The following is a 15669-nucleotide window of genomic DNA, read 5'->3' on the forward strand; positions in this document are numbered from 1 at the left end:
GCCGCTCCCCGGCCGGCTGGCCCGCCGCAAGGCCAAGATCCGCGCCGGGCTGCCCCGGACGGCGCTGGCCGCCGCGGCCGGCCTGCTGCTGGCCGCCGCCTTCCCGCCGTACGGCCTGTGGCCGCTGTCGATCGTCGCGGTCGCCGCGCTCTCGCTGCTCACCCGCGGGCGCACCGCCCGCCAGGGCGCCTGGACCGGACTGGCCTTCGGCGTGCCGTTCTTCCTCTGGCTGCTCGACTGGATGCAGGTGATCGGGCCGGACGCCTGGATAGGCCTCTCGGTCATCGAGGCGCTCTTCGTCTGCGCCCTCGGCGCGGGCCTGGCGCTGACCTCGCGGCTGCGTGGCCGGTCGATCTGGGCGGCCTGCCTGTGGGTGGCCCAGGAGTGGGCGCGCGACCGGCTGCCGTTCGGCGGGTTCCCGTGGGGACGCCTCGCCTTCGCCAACACCGCCAGCCCGTACACGCCGCTGGCCGCGCTGGGCGGGGCGCCGCTGGTCACCTTCGCGGTGGCGCTGACCGGCGCCCTGCTCGCCGTGCTGGCGCTTGCCCTGCTGCCGCGCCTGCGCCGGCGCTCGGACTCGACCGCGGCCTCGACCTCGGACTCGACCGAGCCCGCCACGGCCGCCCCCGCGCCGCGCCGGCCGCTGCTGGTGCCCGTGCTGGCCGGCGCCTGCGCCGTCGCGGTCACCGCGGCCGGCTACGCCGTCCCGGTCCCCACCGGCGCCCATGACAGCACCGCCAAGTTCGCGGTCATCCAGGGCAACGTCCCGCACCCCGGGATGGACTTCCTCGGCCGCCCGATGCAGGTGCTCGACAACCATGCCACCGAGACCGAGAAGCTGGCCGCCGCCGTCAAGGCCGGCACCGCGCCGCAGCCCGACGTGGTGATCTGGCCGGAGAACTCCTCCGACGTCAACCCGTTCGCCGACCCGCTCGCCTACCAGCGGATCGACCAGGCGGTGAAGACGATCGGCGCTCCCACCCTGGTCGGCGCCCTGGTGGACGGTCCGGACGACCAGCACGTGCAGAACGAGGGCATCGTCTGGGACCCGACCACGGGTGCCGGCGCCGAGTACACCAAGCAGCACCCGGTGCCGTTCGGCGAGTACGTGCCGTTCCGCTCGGTGCTGATGAAGTACATCACCCGACTGCAGCGGATCGCCAAGGACTTCTACCCCGGCAAGAAGACCGGTGTGCTGCAGCTGGGCCCGGCCCGGATCGGCGATGTGATCTGCTTCGAGGTCGCCTACGACGAGATCGTCCGGGACACCGTCAACGCCCGGCGGCCGGGTGATCGTCGTGCAGACCAACAACGCCACCTACGCCCGCAGCGGCCAGCCCGACCAGCAGCTCGCGATGTCGCGGCTGCGCGCGGTCGAGCACGGCCGGGCCGTGGTGATCGCCGCGACCAGCGGCATCAGTGCGATCATCCGCCCGGACGGCACGGTGCAGAGCCGCACCGCCGAGCTGGTGCCCGCCGAGCTGAGCGCGGACGTGCCGCTGCGCGACGGCAAGACCGTCGCCGACCAGGTGGGCGCCGCACCGGAGTGGACGCTCTCCATCCTGGGCCTGCTGGCCTGCGGCGCGGCCCTGCTGGCCGGACGCCGCCGCCGGGTGACCCCCGACGGAACACCGGACGGCGTCTGACCGTTGACCCAGGTGGTGCCCTAGCCGGTCGGGAAGTCGTCCCCCGGCATGCCGCGCGCCGCGATGGAGTGGATCAGTACCGTGAGCCAGCAAGCATTCCCCGCCCCTGCCCCCGGGCCGCACACTTCCGGGCCGCAGGCCCCGGGGCGTCCCGTCGGGCGCCGTAGCCGGCTGCGCCGGGTGGTCCCGCTCGTGGTGACCGTCTGGCTGGTGCTGGAGATCTGGCTGCTGGTCGAGCTGGCCTCGTTCACCGGCTGGTTCACCGTACTGGCCCTGCTGGTGGCCAGCGCCGCCCTCGGCGGCTGGCTGATCAAGCGGGCCGGCCTGAAGGCGTTCCGGGCCGCCCGGGCCTCCTTCGAGCAGGGCGCGGTGCCCAAGCCCGGCGCGGCCGAGACCGGCACCAGCATGACGGTGCTGGCCGGCCTGCTGCTGATCCTGCCCGGCATCCTGTTGGACGTGGTGGCGCTGACCCTGCTCTTCCCGCCGACCCGGGCGCTCTGGCGCCTGGTGGGCCGCCGGGTGGCGGGCAGCGCGCTGCGCGTCCCGCCCGCCGCCGCTGCCCCCGGCGCCTCCCCGCTCGCCGACGCGCTGCGCCTGCAGGAGCAGCTGCGGATCCACCGCCCCGACGGCAAGGTCATCCAGGGCGAGGTGGTCGACCCGCCGCGCGACTGACCGCCGCCGACCACCGCAGACAAGCCGAGGGCCCCGATCCTGAGTCAGGATCGGGGCCCTCGGCTGTGCTGCGGGTGCTGCTTGTTTCTCAGGCGCTCTTGCGGGTGTCCCGCGGGTGAACCGCGAGGTTCATCCCGCCGGAGCGGAGCACGGCCAGCCGCTCGGCCAGCACCTCCTCCAGCTCCTCACGGGTCCGGCGCTCCATCAGCATGTCCCAATGGGTCCGGGTTGGCTTGGTCTTCTTCTCCTCCGGCTCGTCACCGTCCAGCAGGACGGCTTCGGTGCCGCAGAAGCGGCACTCCCACGCCGAGGGGATCTCCGCCTCGACGGAGAAGGGCACCTCGAACCGGTGTCCGTTCTGACATGCGTACTCGACGGTCTGGCGGGGGGCCAAGTCAATGCCACGGTCGGTCTCGTAGCTAGTGGCCCCAAGTCGCGTGCCGCGGAGAGCTCGCTCGCTCATGAATCGTGCCTCCAGGGCTTATGGCCCACAGGACTAGTTGGTCGCTGTCTTCGTCGTTCGGTCAACGCCCGGCCGCCGACGAAGATTCCCGAACCGGGACATGCGTCGTCTGTCGTGCCGCCCCTGTTTGTACCCATCTCCGTCCGATTTGTCACATCTGGGGCCGGATATCACCCTGAGTGCCTCGTATTTCGCACCCTGTGACCGATTGACTCTTGTTTCCGGAGCGTAATGGCCTTCCGGAGGGTACTGGTGCGATACCTGAATTGGCCATTCCGGTCGGCTGTTCAGGTCAGTGCAGCCGTTCCTTGCCGAGTTCCACCCGCGGCCCGGCCTGCTCCCGGTCCGTCTCGGGCGGCGCCGGCGGCATCGGCGGGGCGGAGGGCTCGGTCCGGGTGTCGCGGTGCGGCAGCAGGGCGATCACGGCGTCCCGCAGCCGGGCCGGGGCCTCGTCGTCCAGCGGGTCGACGGTGGCCGGGACCTGCAGGCGCACCGGGGCGGCGGTGCCGATCCTGGCGTAGCCGCGGCCGGGCGGGGTCTGCGCGGCGGGCGCGATGTCCAGCGGGACGCCGAGGGCGGTGCGCAGGTCGTCCTGGTTGGTGCTGCCGAGCACCACCCGGGCGCGGGTGGTGGCGCGGACGGCGGGCGAGATCCGGTCGGCTGCCTCGATCGCGTCGACCACCACGACGGTGACCCGGGCCGCGCGGCCGTGCCGCAGCGGGATCTCCAGCAGGTCCTGCGGGTCGGCGCGGCCCTCGGCCTGGGCGAGCTCGCTGAGCTCGGTGGGGTGGTCCAGCAGCAGCCAGAGCGGCCGGGTGACGTCGGCGGGGGCGGGGTTGCCGCTGTGCCGGGCGCTGTTCAGCGCGGCGAGCCGGCGCTCGGTCTCCTGGGCGGCCCACTCCAGCGCGGCCAGTGCGCCGTGCAGGCTGGTCTCCACGGTGTGCACGCCGGGTCGGTTGACCAGGCAGGCGTGCTCACCGGTGCCGGCGCCGTCGATCACCAGCAGGTCGCCGTGGACCAGCGCCTGCAGGGCGATGGTGCGCAGCAGCGTGGAGGTGCCCGCGCCGGCCGCGCCGAGGACCAGCAGGTGCGGCTCCGAGGAGCGGGCGCCGGTGCGCCAGATGACCGGCGGCTGGTGGCCGGGGCCGCCGTCCTGGGCGACCGGGATCATCCGCTGGGTCGCCATCGTGTCGGTGAAGCCGAGCACGATCTCGCCGGGCGCGGTCACCCAGGTCTGCGCGGGCAGGTCGACGGGCAGCGGGGCGAGTGCGTTGACCCGCAGCCGGTTGCACTCCTCGTCCCAGTCGAAGCGGTACTCGCGGGTCCGGCCGGCCTTGCCCTGGACGACCTGCTCGATCCGGGCCCGGGCGGCGGGCTCGGTGTCGGTGAAGTAGGCGGGGTAGCCGAGCTCCAGGGTGTTCAGCCGGCCGTCGCCGTCGAACTCCCAGCCGGCGAAGACCTGCTTGTAGCTGCCGTCGGGACTGTAGATCGGGCAGGCGTCGTCCGGCGAGGCGAGGTAGGGCGTGAGCGCGGCGTAGAGCGCGGTCAGCTTGAGGTCGGCGACGTCGGGCTCGGGGGCCGCGGCGGCCTTGGGCTGGCGGCCGACCCAGGCGGCGCTGGCGACCAGGGCGGCGACGGCCAGCAGCGGGCCGTGCGGGAGCAGGAAGACGCCGACCAGGGCGGCGGCGGTCAGCAGCACGGTGGGGCCGCGGCGGTCCTTGGGGGTGGCCTGCCAGCGGGTCCTGGCCCAGTCGGCGTGGCGGCGCAGACCGCGGCCGATCAGGGCGAGCGGCGCGAACATGTCGTTGGCGTGGTCGCCGGCGGTGCGGGCGAGGTCGCGTCCTCGGGTGAGGTGGCGGTTGAGGGACATGGTCCTGACTCCCCGGGCGGGTGAGACGACGAAGGAGGCCCGGGGCGGTGGGATCCGCGCCCGGGCCGGTGGGGCTCTGCGGCCGTGGGGGCCGGAGCGTCAGAACTTGATGCCGCCGAGCAGGTTGGCCAGGCTCGCGCCGCCCGCCGTGATGCTCGGTGCGATGGCGGTGCCTGCGAGGTAGAAGCCGAAGAGGGAGCAGACCAAGGCGTGCGACACCTTGAGTCCGTCCCGGCGGAAGAAGAGGAAGGCGATGGTGCCGAACAGGACGATGCCGGAGATGGACAGGATCACGGGGTCTGCTCCTCGATGCGGGGGGACAGGAAGGGCCACTGCCGTGGGATGGCGGGGACAGTGTCACGGAAAGTTCTCTAATCGTGACAAAAAGTAATAGATGATGGAACGGCGCAAATGGGTGGACTTTGCGCGAAGCCGCAGGCCGGGGGCGGGGTGCGGGCTGTCGGCCCGATGTGGTTCCTGTGAACTCAGTGCAATTCCCCCGGATGGGTGCGTGACCGAATGCCCGGTGTGTCGTGCGCGGTGGCCGGATCGCGGACACCTGCTGGTGGTGATCCACGGCGGCCGGTTACCGTGCGAGGCAGTACCTCCCTCCCGTCCACCCCCGTAGCGAAGGGCCCGTGATGGCCGACTCCCTCGAACCGCAGACCTCCGACGACGACGCCGAGCTGATCGAGCTGGCCGGCCGGATCTTCGGTGCCGCCCGCTCCGGCGACAGCGCGGCGCTGGCCGCCTTCCTGGAGGCCGGCACCCCGGCCAACCTGTCCAACGACCGCGGCGACACCCTGCTGATGCTGGCCGCCTACCACGGCCACGCGGACGCCGTACGGCTGCTGCTGGAGCGCGGCGCGGACCCGGACCGGGCCAACGACCGCGGCCAGACCCCGCTGGCCGGGGCCGTCTTCAAGGGCGCCGACGACGTGCTGACCGCACTCCTCGAGGGTGGCGCCGACCCGCGGGCCGGCCAGCCGTCCGCGGTCGACACGGCGCAGATGTTCGGCAAGGACGAGCTGGTGGCACGGTTCGCCGCGCGCTGAGATCGAGTGATCATCGGGTCCTATGCTTGTTCATCATGGAGATGCGTACGACGGGCTATGACCACCCCGATGCCGAGCTGCTGACCGCCGAGGTCCAGCAGGAGTACATACGCCGGTACGGCGATGTGGACACCACGGTGATGCACCCCGAGCACTTCGTGCCGCCGCAGGGAGTCTTCGTAGTGGCCTATCTGGACGGCGAGCCGGTCGCCTGCGGCGGCTGGCGCGCCAAGGAGAGCGGCGGCGCGGGCCTGCAGGACGGTGACGCCGAGCTGAAGCGGATGTTCGTCGTCCCGCAGGCCCGCGGCAAGGGGCTGGCCCGGGCCGTGCTGCGCCACCTGGAGGCCTCCGCCGCCGAGGCGGGCCGCGACCGGGTCATTCTGGAGACCGGTACCGAGCAGCCGGAGGCCGTCGCGCTCTACACCTCCGAGGGCTACCGCCCGATCACCAAGTTCGGTGTCTACCGGGAATCGCCGCTGAGCATCTGCCTGGGCAAGGCGCTGGGCAAGGCGCTGGACAAGGCCCTGGACGCGGAGTCGGACAAGGAGCCGGGCCGGGAGTCTGCCCGGGTCTGATCGGGTCGGGTCCGATCGGGTCGAGCGGCACTCGAAAATCTTCGCAAGATTTCTTCACATTCAGTTCGCGCTTTTCGTGGGCGATGCCGCCGATTGGCTGGTTACTTGATTGGTTACGGTGAATTATTGCTACTCCGGACGTGGGTTCATTCCCCCCGGAGGTGCATAAACCGCGAATGGGGCGGTTGGGCTGGGCTAGCGTCGTCTCCGCTGCGTCTTGGAGTGGCCTCCGGAATCGTCCGGGCCAATTGTCATACCCATCCGCTATTTCCCGGGAGACACCGTGCACGAAAATTGCCAACCGGAAAGCAGTGCGGCCGCTACCGCCGGTCGCCGGCTCGCGGTGAACGCGCTCGCCGCCGTCGGTCCCTGCCGCCGTCGGGTCACCGCTGGAGCGCAGCGGTGAGCGCGGCGCAGTTGGAGCTCCTGGACCACCAGCCGACCGCCGAGCCGTCGAGCGGACCGCAGACCGACGGGGCCGCGCATGTGCTGAGCTGCCCCACCCGGTGGAGCGATGTCGACGAGAACGGGCACATCAACAATGCCCGACTGGTCGGCTACATCCAGGAGGGAATCCACGACCTCTTTTACCACCACGCGCGGGCCGTGCGGGATTCGCTCTTTCCGGCCGGATTCCTGATCGCCCGCCATGAGATCGATTATCTCCAGCAACTCCACCACCGGCCGGAGCCGCTGCTGGTGCGGTTGATGGTGGAGCGGCTCGGACGCAGTTCCGCGCAGGTCCGGGTGGACGTCTGCCGGGAGCGGTCCACCTTCATGACGGCCCGTACGGTCGTGGTGGCCCGGGACCGGACGTCGGGGCGGTCGCGGAAGCTGAGCCAGTCGGAGCGACGTTTCCTGTCGGACTATCTGACGGACAGCACGCACGCGGTCAAGCCGACACCGAAGCCGGTGCCCAAGCTCGCGGGCAAGCCGGCAGTCAAGGCGGTCAAGCTGCCGCGTCCCACCCGGGCCGCCACGCGGACCGTGCCGCACAGCCGACGGGGGTGAGACCGACCGGCAAATGGAGGGCGGCGCCGGGGCCGGCCGGGGGCGGGCCCGGACCGGTCCCGGCGAGCCGGCCGAAAGTGGCACCATACGCAAAGAACATCTGCGGATGGCGCAACATCCCGGCTCGGAGGTGCAGTGGTGACCCAGCCCGACCCAAGCGACCGTTTCGGTACGGCGATCGACCCCGATCGGGTGGCCGCCCTGGCGGACGAAGTCCTCGACTGGCGCTTCAAGGCCCTCCCGGCGGCCGCCTGGGGGATGACCGTTGCCGAGTACCTGGCCACCGGCCCCACTCTGGACGACTTCGGGACCCCGCTGCTGACCCTGGACGCGGGCGCCATGGAGCACAATCTGCGGACCATGGCCGACTGGGCCGCCGAGGCCGGGGTACGACTGGCGCCGCACGGCAAGACCACCATGGCGCCCGCGCTGTGGCAGGCCCAGTTGGCGGCCGGCGCGTGGGCCGTGACGCTGGCCAACCTGCCGCAGCTGCGGGTCGCCCGGGCCTTCGGGGTGCGCCGGGTGCTGCTCGCCAACTCGCTGCTGGACGCGGCCGGACTGGCCTGGCTGGCCGGGGAGTTGGACGCCGACCCGGAGTTCTCGGTGAGCTGCTGGGTGGATTCGGTGCGCGGCGTGGAGCTGATGGACCAGGCGCTGCGCGCGGCCGGGGCCGAGCGCCCGGTGGAGGTGCTGGTCGAACTCGGCGGCCCCGGCGGCCGGACCGGCGCCCGCGACCTGGCCACCGCCCTGGAGGTCGCCCGCGCGGCCTACGCGGCGCCCACCCTGCGGCTGTCCGGCCTCGGCGGCTACGAGGGCGCGCTGGCCCATGACGCGACCCCGGCCGGCCTCGCGGTGGTGGAGCGCTACCTCGACCAACTCGCCGAGCTGCACGGACTGCTGAGCGCCGAGGGGCTCTTCGGCGAGGCGGCGGAGGTGGTGCTGACGGCGGGTGGCAGTGCGTACTTCGACCAGGTCGCCCGGGTGCTGGTCCCGATCGCCGACGCCCACCCCGGCACCAGCGTGGTGCTCCGCTCCGGCGCCTACCTGGTGCACGACGACGGCTTCTACCGGGGCATCTCCCCGCTGGTGCGCGGCGCGCAGGGCCGGCCGCTGCGCTCGGCGATGCACGGCTGGGCCCGGGTGGTCTCGCGCCCCGAGGAGCAGCTCTCGCTGCTGGACGGCGGCAAGCGCGACTTCCCCTACGACGAGGGCCTGCCGGAGCCGCAACTGGTGCGTGGTCAGGACGGGTTGCTGACCGGCAAGGTGACGGCGGTCAACGACCAGCATGCCTTCCTGCGCGATGCGGGCGACTCGGCACCGGTCGGCGCCGTCGTCCGGCTCGGCCTCTCGCACCCGTGCACGGCCTTCGACAAGTGGACCCTGATCCCGGTGCTGGACGACGCGGACAGTGCCGACCCCCGGGTGGTCGGCCTGGTCCGGACGTTCTTCTGACGCCGGAGCTGATGACCGGGCTGCTGACCGGGCTGTTCACCGCCGCGCCTGCGCGTCGGTGAACAGCCGCAGCTGAGCTACATCCTGCGCAGGAAGGTGTCGGCGATCACCTGGTAGCCGGTGTCGTTGGCGTGGATGTCGCCGCGTGACATGTTGGTCCAGGTCAGGATCCGGTCCACGTTCAGCGGTACCTGCTGGCCGGCCAGCGGGACCAGCGGCAGGAAGGAGTTGGTGCTGAACGCCTTGGCGACGTCGGCCGTCGGCACGCCGTGCACCGCGTCGACCACGTTGAGCGTGGTGTTGAGGGTGTCCGCCAGCGGCACCGAGAGGCCGGCCAGCAGCTTGCCCTTGGCCCCGGTGACCCAGGCCGCGAGGAACGGGTCGTAGAGGTTCATCCCGGTGATCGTGGTGTGCGGGCCGGCCGCGGCCTTGAGCCGTCCCAGGATCGTCCCGAGGTCCTGACCAGCCGTCACGATGCCCTTGGCCGCGCACGCGACGTCCAGGTTGCCGCCGGTGGCGCAGCCGTCCACGTTGTTGGCGCCGATGTCCAGGGTGACCTGGACGTCGTCGTGGCGGTGGGCCTTCAGGTAGGCGACCGCCGCGTCGAGTTGCGCACCGGCGTACGGGTGCGGGTAGGGGCAGCCACCGTTGATCATCGATCCGGTGGTCTCGCCCGGGCAGCCCAGGTCGGTGAAGGAGAACGGGTGGCCGGAGTGCTCGGCGCGGTCGCCCAGGGTGCGGGCGAGGTCCTGGGCGTACCCGTGGCCGACCTCGCTGCCGCCGCCCGGCAGGGTCTGGTAGCCGGCGGCGAGCGAGTCGCCGAGCGCGAGGTAGTAGTGCGTGGCGCGCGCGGGTGCCGCGGCCGAGGCGGGGGCGGCCGAGACACCGAGCAGGGCGCCGCCCAGCAGGACGGCGCAGGCCGCCCGGTGTCTGCGGCGGGACTGAAGTGAACGCATGGACCCTCCCGTTGTGACCCGTGCGCCGCCCGGGTGGCGGCGGCGCGAGTCGGACCCGGTGAGGTTACTGCCTGGTAGATCGCCTGGTAAGAGGTCTGACCAGGAAATCTGCCGGGCTACAGCGGAGCGGGCGGCTGCACCGCCGCAGCGGCCTCGGGGGCGAGCAGCGCCTGCCGGGCCTCCTCGACGGAGGGGGTGTCAGCGCCGCGGCGCGCCACCTCGGCCAGCGCCGCCCGGTAGGCGACAGCGAGCGCGTCGGCCGGGGCGGTCTCGACGTCGGGGGTGATGCCGGTGCCCTCCCAGTTGGTGCCGGAGACCGGGTTGATCGAGCGGGCGCTCGGGATGGTGGCCTCCAGATGCGGGTGGACGGTGAAGCCCTGGCGCGGGTTCGCGCCACCGCCGGTCCGCTCGCCGACCACCACGGCGCGGCCCAACTGCTGGAGGTCGTACGTCAGTTCCTCGCCGCCGGAGAAGGTGCTGCGGCTGGTCAGCAGGTACAGCGGCTTCTCGCCGCCGAAGCGCGCGCCTGGCACGTGCGGCAGGCTCCAGAACTGCGTGTAGTCGTCGTCCTCGCGGTCGTAGAGCGTGTTCAGGTGGGTGGGCCGGTCGAGCAGGTAGCTGCAGATCAGCGACACGGTGTGCGGGTGGCCGCCGACGCACGCGCGCAGGTCGATGATCAGTGCCTCGGCGCGGGCCACCAGGGTGAGCGCGGCGGTCAGCGGCTCGGCGGACATCGCCAACGGGAGGATGATCGGGGCGAGTTCGAGCAGTGCGACGCCGCCGGCCAGCCGCTCGATCCGCGGCACGCCGCCCAACGAGAGGTCGCCGGCGCGCTCCAGTTCGGCCAGCACCGCGCCGTCCTTGCCGTCCGGGATCGGCCGGGGGTGGAACTTCAGGCGCAGATGCCGGTCGCCGTTGACCGACTGCAGGTCCTCGGTGACCAGTCGGCCCAACTCCTCGGCGCCCTCGGCCTGGTGGTAGTGGCCCTCGGCGAGCCGGCGGTCCAGCAGCGCGGTGATCGACTCGGCGACCTCGGGGAAGACGTAGAGCTCGGTGACCAGTCGCCTGGTCTCGCCGACGATCGCGTCGGTCTCGGCGGTGCGGAGTCGGGTCATCGGTGGTCCCCCTGAAGGCAGTCGGCTGTCGGCGAAGTCGATCACCGTGCAGTAGAGCATGCCCGCAGGGGGAGCCGAGGTCAGGGGGCGCTGATCAGGCCCAGCGCGATCAGGTCCTCCAGTGGCTCGAGGACGCTGCAGGTGCCGAACGCGGTGAACGAGCCTCGCACGGTGGCGATCTGATTGCTTGTCAGCTTTTCTGCCAGTGCGGCCAGTGCGGGGCCGGAGCGCTCGGCGAGAAGCTCGGCCACCTCGCGCGGACCGCCGCCCTCGGCGGCCGCGTGGGTCGCCAGCAGGACGTTGAGGAAGCCGTGGTGCTCGAAGCCGGTGTCCGGGTCGGTGTGCCGCAGCGCGTTGTGCAGGCCGGCCGTGCACTTGAACGGCAGCCCGCGCTCGGCGCAGGCCAGCAGGAAGGCGGCCAGCTCCTCCTCGTCGGGGAAGGCCGCGGCCACCGTGCCGCCGGTGCGGAACTTGGCGCGGTGCGGCGTCCCGGCCAGAGCGTCCAGCGCCGCCGCCACCCCGGGTCCGCGCGGCACCTCGACGGCGCCCACGGCGCCGTCCGGCAGCAGGCGGTCGAAGGCTGCCAGTACCCGGCGCACCCCCTCGGCCGGTTCGACGCCGGAGTCGGCGGCGACCTCGACGCCCGCTACCCGCAGACCCGGTCCGGTCGCCGCGGTCCGCAGGGCCGGCTCCAGGGCGGTGCTGCCGCCGGGGACGATCACACCGATCCGCAGCTCCTCGGGCGCCAGCGCGACCAGCGTCTCCAACCCGCCCGCGCCGCACAGGAAGGGGCCCACCAGCTCCGCGTACCAGGCCGCGCGGTGCACCAGGTGGGCGGGGACGGCCTGCGGCAGCGGCAGGTCCCCGGGCGGGAAGATCGCGGCGTCGTCGCAGAGCCCGCTGAAGAGCGGCGGTACGGCGCTCCGGTCGGTCGTCATGGGTCCGTCCTTACAGGTGTCGACACAGGCTCTGAGCCTGCCTCAGCCCGGCCGCGCAATCAAGGGCGGCCCCGGCGGAGGGGTCGAAACGGTGACTCTGGGTGCGCATCCGGTGGCCGAGGCGGATTTCGGACCGATGCCCGACTGCATGGCCATGGGGTCGCGGGGCAAGCCAGAGGACTGCCGATTCATCTGACGATCCGTCAAATATGTTGCCGGGAAAGCCGATAAGACGGCGTTAAGACATTCCTGAACGATTCATGAGAGCCGCATCGCTATGCAGTCCGAATGAAGGCTATGAGCAGCCCGGTTCGAAAGCTCAAGCAGGGCTCAAATGGAAAGCTCAAATCATCCTCAAATATTGGTACGGACATTCCCCGGAGGGGGGTCCTGAGCCTCGCTCGAGGGATCTGACCTGCAGTGATGTCACTCTGCGGGCAGCAGGTGAACTATTCGGAGTTCCGTGCTATGGGTCAACCCGAACGTAACTATTCGGCCATCAGGCCTTTGCAGATGCCTAATCGGCGGTTAGCGTTTGGCCACTCTCACTCCGCCGTTCATTGAAGAGGGTTCGTGACATGGCAGTTGTTGACAAAATATCGCCTCGGACGTCCGTATCAGGGGGTCCCAAGCTCCGCCGCGAGATCGGACTGATCGGCCTGCTCTGGGCCTCGGTCGGATCGATCATCGGATCGGGCTGGCTGTTCGGGGCGAAGAACGCGGTGGTCGTCGCCGGACCGGCAGCGATCATCTCGTGGGGCATCGGAGCAGTCGCCATCGTGCTGCTCGCGCTGGTCCACGCGGAGCTGGGGGGTCTGTTCCCGGTGGCGGGCGGCACCGCCCGCTACCCGCACTACGTCTTCGGCGGCCTCGCCGGGATGTCCTTCGGTTGGTTCTCCTGGCTCCAGGCGGCCACCGTCGCGCCGATCGAGGTCGAGGCGATGATCGGCTATGCCGGTCACTACTCCTTCGCGCAGGGCTTCCTCAACGCCAACGGAACGCTCACGGCCTCCGGGTTCGTGGTGTCCACGGTGCTGATGGCGGTCTTCGTGGCCGTCAACTTCCTCGGCGTCCGCCTGCTGGCCCGCACCAACAGCGCCGCCACCTGGTGGAAGATCTTCATCCCGCTGGTGACCATCGCGGTGCTCGCGGTGACCAACTTCCACCCCGGCAACTTCACCTCGCACGGCTTCGCGCCGTTCGGTGTCAAGGGCGTGCTCGGCGCGATCAGCACCAGCGGCATCATCTTCGCCCTGCTCGGCTTCGAGCAGGCGATCCAGCTCTCCGGTGAGAGCAAGAACCCCAAGCGCGACATCCCGCGTGCGGTGATCGGCTCGGTCTTCATCGGTGCGGTGATCTACACGCTGCTCCAGGTCGTCTTCATCGGTGCCCTGCCCGGCGCCTCGATCGCGCACGGCTGGGCCAACCTGGCGTACGCGGGCATCAAGGGCCCGTTCGCCGGCCTGGCCACCGTGGTCGGCCTGGGCTGGCTGGCCTGGGTGCTCTACGTGGACGCAATAATCTCCCCGGCCGGCACCGGCCTGATCTACACCACCTCCACCTCCCGGATCTCCTACGGCCTGAGCAAGAACGGCTACGCTCCCCAGCTGTTCGAGCGCACCGACGCCCGCGGCGTGCCGTGGTTCGGCCTGATCATCTCCTTCGTCACCGGCGTGGTCTGCTTCCTGCCCTTCCCCAGCTGGCAGCAGCTGGTCAGCTTCATCACCTCCGCCAGCGTGCTGATGTACGCCGGCGCCCCGCTGGCCCTCGGCGTGCTGCGCAAGCGGATGCCCGACCGCGAGCGCCCCTACCGGCTGCCGCTCGGCGACATCATCTCCCCGATCTCCTTCGTGGTCGCCACCCTGATCATCTACTGGGCCGGCTGGGACACCCTGTGGCGCCTGGGCCTGGCCATCGTGCTCGGCTACGTGCTGCTCGGCTCGTACGCCGCCTACGCGATCGCGAAGAACCTGCCGAACGCGCCCCGGCTCAACTGGAAGGCCGCGCAGTGGCTGCCGGTCTACCTGATCGGCCTGGGCGTGATCTCCAAGCTGGGTGGCTTCGGGGTCGGCGCGCTGAGCGACATCCCGCTCGGGGTGGACATCGCCGTGATCACCGTCTTCGCGCTCGCCATCTACTACTGGGCCCGCGCGGTGGCGCTCCCGGTCGAGGAGATCGAGCGCAACATCGCCGGCTTCGAGGTGGTCGACGAGGGCGGCCACTGAGCTCCCCAGTCACTGAACAACTGAACAACTGAGCCGGTGACTCGTGAACCACCGAGTCACCGGCTCCCACTACCCCGACCCCGTCCAGGCTCCCCGCACCTGGACGGGGTCGGTCTTTGCGTCCTACCGGGGTCCGGACCCGGATCCGGGCTCAGGCCTCGGCGGCCTGCACGGTGTGCTGGAGCAGCAGTGCCGTGGTCACCGGGCCGACGCCACCGGGGACGGGCGTCAGCGCGCCGGCCCGCTCGGCGGCGGCCGGGTCCACGTCGCCGACCAGACCGCCGTCCGGGGTCGGGTTGGTGCCCACGTCGATCACCACGGCGCCCTCGCCGACGTGCTCGGCCTTCAGCAGCCCGGCGCGGCCGACGGCGGCGACCAGGATGTCGGCGGTGCTGGTGATCGCGGCCAGGTCGCGGGTGCGCGAGTGGCACACGGTGACCGTGGCGTCCCGGTCGAGCAGCAGGTGCGCCGCCGGCTTGCCGACCACGGTGGACCGGCCGACCACTACGGCGTGCCGGCCGCTGGTCTCGACGCCGTGGTGCTCGATCAGCCGGACCACGGCCTCTGCGGTGGCCGGCGCGAAGGCGGGCAGCCCGGCGGCGAGGCGGCCGAGCGAGAGCGGGTTGGCGCCGTCCACGTCCTTCTCGGGCGCGATCGCCGAGGCCAGGTCCTCCAGCGCCGCGCCGGCGGGCAGCGGGGTCTGCAGGATGATGCCGTGCACCTGCGGGTCGGCGCTCAGCCGGCGCAGCGTCTCGGTGACGGCCGCGCCGGTCGCCTCCGGGCCGAGGTCCACGATGTCGCAGGCGATGCCGACCTTGCCCGCGGCCTTGGCGATCGAGCTGACGTACCAGGCGCTGGCGCCGTCGTCGGTGGCGCTGACCACCGCGAGCCGCACGGTCTTGTCCTGCGCCGCGAGCTTGGCGACGCGCTCGGCGGCGTCGGTGCGGATGGCGGTGGCGAGCTCCTTGCCGGAGAGCACGGTGGCGGTCATCGGTTGATCTCCTTGCGAACAGCGGCGGTGGTCGCGGCGGACCGGGCGGCGACGGCGTCGGCTGCCTCGGCGCGGGCGGCGAGCGAGGCGCGGGCCGCCTCGTCCTTGATGCCCCCGAGGTTGATCTCGACGTTGACCTGCGCGGTCAGCGCGGCGGCGCGGGCCGCCTCGGCGGCGGCGGCCACGTCACTGAGCACGTTGCGGTTGCTGACCGGCAGCAGCTCCTCGCCCAGCACGGCCAGCCTGGCGGCCAGCTCGATGGTGCGGGCCGGCGGCTCGGCCGCGCCGATCAGGGCCTCGGCGATGGCGGCCGAACGGGCCGCCTTCTCCTCGTCGGTGGCCTTGGGCAGGCCGTAGGCGGTGGCGACCGCGCCGAACGCCGTCGCGTCGTCCTGCGCGAGCTGCAGCGCCTCGGCGCGGGCCGCGTCGGTCTCGGTGCGCACCCGGCTGATCAGCGGCTCGTGCTCGGCGTACTTCGGTCCGTCGCTGTAGCGCGCGACCATGCCGAGCAGGGCTGCCGCCTGGGCCGCGTGCAGGGCCGCGCTGGCACCGCCGCCCGGGGCGGGGACCCGGTCGGCCAGCTGGTCCAGGAAGGCGCCGATCGCCTGGTCGTGCATGCATGCTCCTTGTGACGGGGTCCTGTGATGGGCATCGGGGTGGGGGCCTCGTTGCCTGCCGCTCCGTCAGAGAGGGTAGCCGA

General features: G+C 71.9%; 14 protein-coding genes and 1 pseudogene. 7 read left to right on the forward strand and 8 right to left on the reverse strand.

What is annotated here, in order from left to right; genetic code table 11:
* Nucleotides 1-16: 16 nt before the first annotated feature.
* A pseudogene (gene lnt / locus P3T34_RS33725) lies at nucleotides 17-1646 on the forward strand (apolipoprotein N-acyltransferase).
* Nucleotides 1647-1826: 180 nt separating this feature from the next.
* Nucleotides 1827-2318: an FxsA family protein gene (locus P3T34_RS33730; RefSeq protein ID WP_280672558.1), complete on the forward strand. Its 492-nt coding sequence runs from the start codon at nucleotides 1827-1829 to the stop codon at nucleotides 2316-2318.
* An 88-nt stretch (nucleotides 2319-2406) separates the two neighbouring features.
* Here the strand turns inward: P3T34_RS33730 and P3T34_RS33735 are convergent, their stop codons facing one another.
* The 3 genes from P3T34_RS33735 to P3T34_RS33745 form a co-directional block, all read right to left on the reverse strand.
* Nucleotides 2407-2781, reverse strand: coding sequence for an RNA polymerase-binding protein RbpA (locus P3T34_RS33735; protein ID WP_035795456.1), 375 nt, complete (start codon nucleotides 2779-2781; stop codon nucleotides 2407-2409).
* A gap of 292 nt (nucleotides 2782-3073) precedes the next feature.
* The gene (locus P3T34_RS33740) at nucleotides 3074-4651 is read right to left on the reverse strand and encodes an FtsK/SpoIIIE domain-containing protein (protein ID WP_280669841.1); all 1578 of its coding nucleotides are present in this window, start codon (nucleotides 4649-4651) and stop codon (nucleotides 3074-3076) included.
* Nucleotides 4652-4750: 99 nt separating this feature from the next.
* Nucleotides 4751-4945, reverse strand: a complete 195-nt coding sequence (locus tag P3T34_RS33745; RefSeq protein WP_280669842.1) for a hypothetical protein — start codon at nucleotides 4943-4945, stop codon at nucleotides 4751-4753.
* Between the two features lie 347 nt (nucleotides 4946-5292).
* Between P3T34_RS33745 and P3T34_RS33750 the strand changes: the two genes are divergently transcribed.
* The 4 genes from P3T34_RS33750 to P3T34_RS33765 all read left to right on the forward strand — a co-directional run bounded on the left by P3T34_RS33750 (nucleotide 5293) and on the right by P3T34_RS33765 (nucleotide 8744).
* Nucleotides 5293-5706, forward strand: a complete 414-nt coding sequence (locus P3T34_RS33750) for an ankyrin repeat domain-containing protein (RefSeq protein WP_280669843.1) — start codon at nucleotides 5293-5295, stop codon at nucleotides 5704-5706.
* 35 nt (nucleotides 5707-5741) lie between these two features.
* On the forward strand, nucleotides 5742-6281 hold the full coding sequence (locus P3T34_RS33755; RefSeq protein WP_280669844.1) for a GNAT family N-acetyltransferase: 540 nt from the start codon (nucleotides 5742-5744) through the stop codon (nucleotides 6279-6281).
* A 402-nt stretch (nucleotides 6282-6683) separates the two neighbouring features.
* On the forward strand, nucleotides 6684-7292 hold the full coding sequence (locus tag P3T34_RS33760) for a thioesterase family protein (protein WP_280669845.1): 609 nt from the start codon (nucleotides 6684-6686) through the stop codon (nucleotides 7290-7292).
* A gap of 138 nt (nucleotides 7293-7430) precedes the next feature.
* Nucleotides 7431-8744, forward strand: coding sequence for an alanine racemase (locus P3T34_RS33765; RefSeq protein ID WP_280669846.1), 1314 nt, complete (start codon nucleotides 7431-7433; stop codon nucleotides 8742-8744).
* A 77-nt stretch (nucleotides 8745-8821) separates the two neighbouring features.
* Here P3T34_RS33765 and P3T34_RS33770 read toward each other — a convergent pair whose 3' ends face one another.
* The 3 genes from P3T34_RS33770 to P3T34_RS33780 form a co-directional block, all read right to left on the reverse strand.
* On the reverse strand, nucleotides 8822-9700 hold the full coding sequence (locus P3T34_RS33770; protein WP_280669847.1) for an SGNH/GDSL hydrolase family protein: 879 nt from the start codon (nucleotides 9698-9700) through the stop codon (nucleotides 8822-8824).
* Nucleotides 9701-9816: 116 nt separating this feature from the next.
* Nucleotides 9817-10815: a S41 family peptidase gene (locus P3T34_RS33775; RefSeq protein ID WP_280669848.1), complete on the reverse strand. Its 999-nt coding sequence runs from the start codon at nucleotides 10813-10815 to the stop codon at nucleotides 9817-9819.
* 80 nt (nucleotides 10816-10895) lie between these two features.
* Nucleotides 10896-11753: a hypothetical protein gene (locus tag P3T34_RS33780; protein ID WP_280669849.1), complete on the reverse strand. Its 858-nt coding sequence runs from the start codon at nucleotides 11751-11753 to the stop codon at nucleotides 10896-10898.
* 578 nt (nucleotides 11754-12331) lie between these two features.
* Between P3T34_RS33780 and P3T34_RS33785 the strand changes: the two genes are divergently transcribed.
* On the forward strand, nucleotides 12332-13978 hold the full coding sequence (locus tag P3T34_RS33785; RefSeq protein ID WP_280669850.1) for an APC family permease: 1647 nt from the start codon (nucleotides 12332-12334) through the stop codon (nucleotides 13976-13978).
* Between the two features lie 151 nt (nucleotides 13979-14129).
* Here P3T34_RS33785 and P3T34_RS33790 read toward each other — a convergent pair whose 3' ends face one another.
* Nucleotides 14130-14969, reverse strand: a complete 840-nt coding sequence (locus P3T34_RS33790) for a bifunctional 5,10-methylenetetrahydrofolate dehydrogenase/5,10-methenyltetrahydrofolate cyclohydrolase (protein ID WP_280669851.1) — start codon at nucleotides 14967-14969, stop codon at nucleotides 14130-14132.
* A complete protein-coding gene (locus P3T34_RS33795) occupies nucleotides 14966-15586 on the reverse strand; it encodes a cyclodeaminase/cyclohydrolase family protein (protein ID WP_280669852.1) in 621 nt (206 codons plus the stop codon). Before P3T34_RS33795 ends, P3T34_RS33790 begins: the two co-directional genes overlap by 4 nt.
* Nucleotides 15587-15669: the final 83 nt, after the last annotated feature.

This window comes from Kitasatospora sp. MAP12-44 (assembly GCF_029892095.1).
In the GTDB taxonomy this organism is placed as follows: Bacteria; Actinomycetota; Actinomycetes; order Streptomycetales; family Streptomycetaceae; genus Kitasatospora.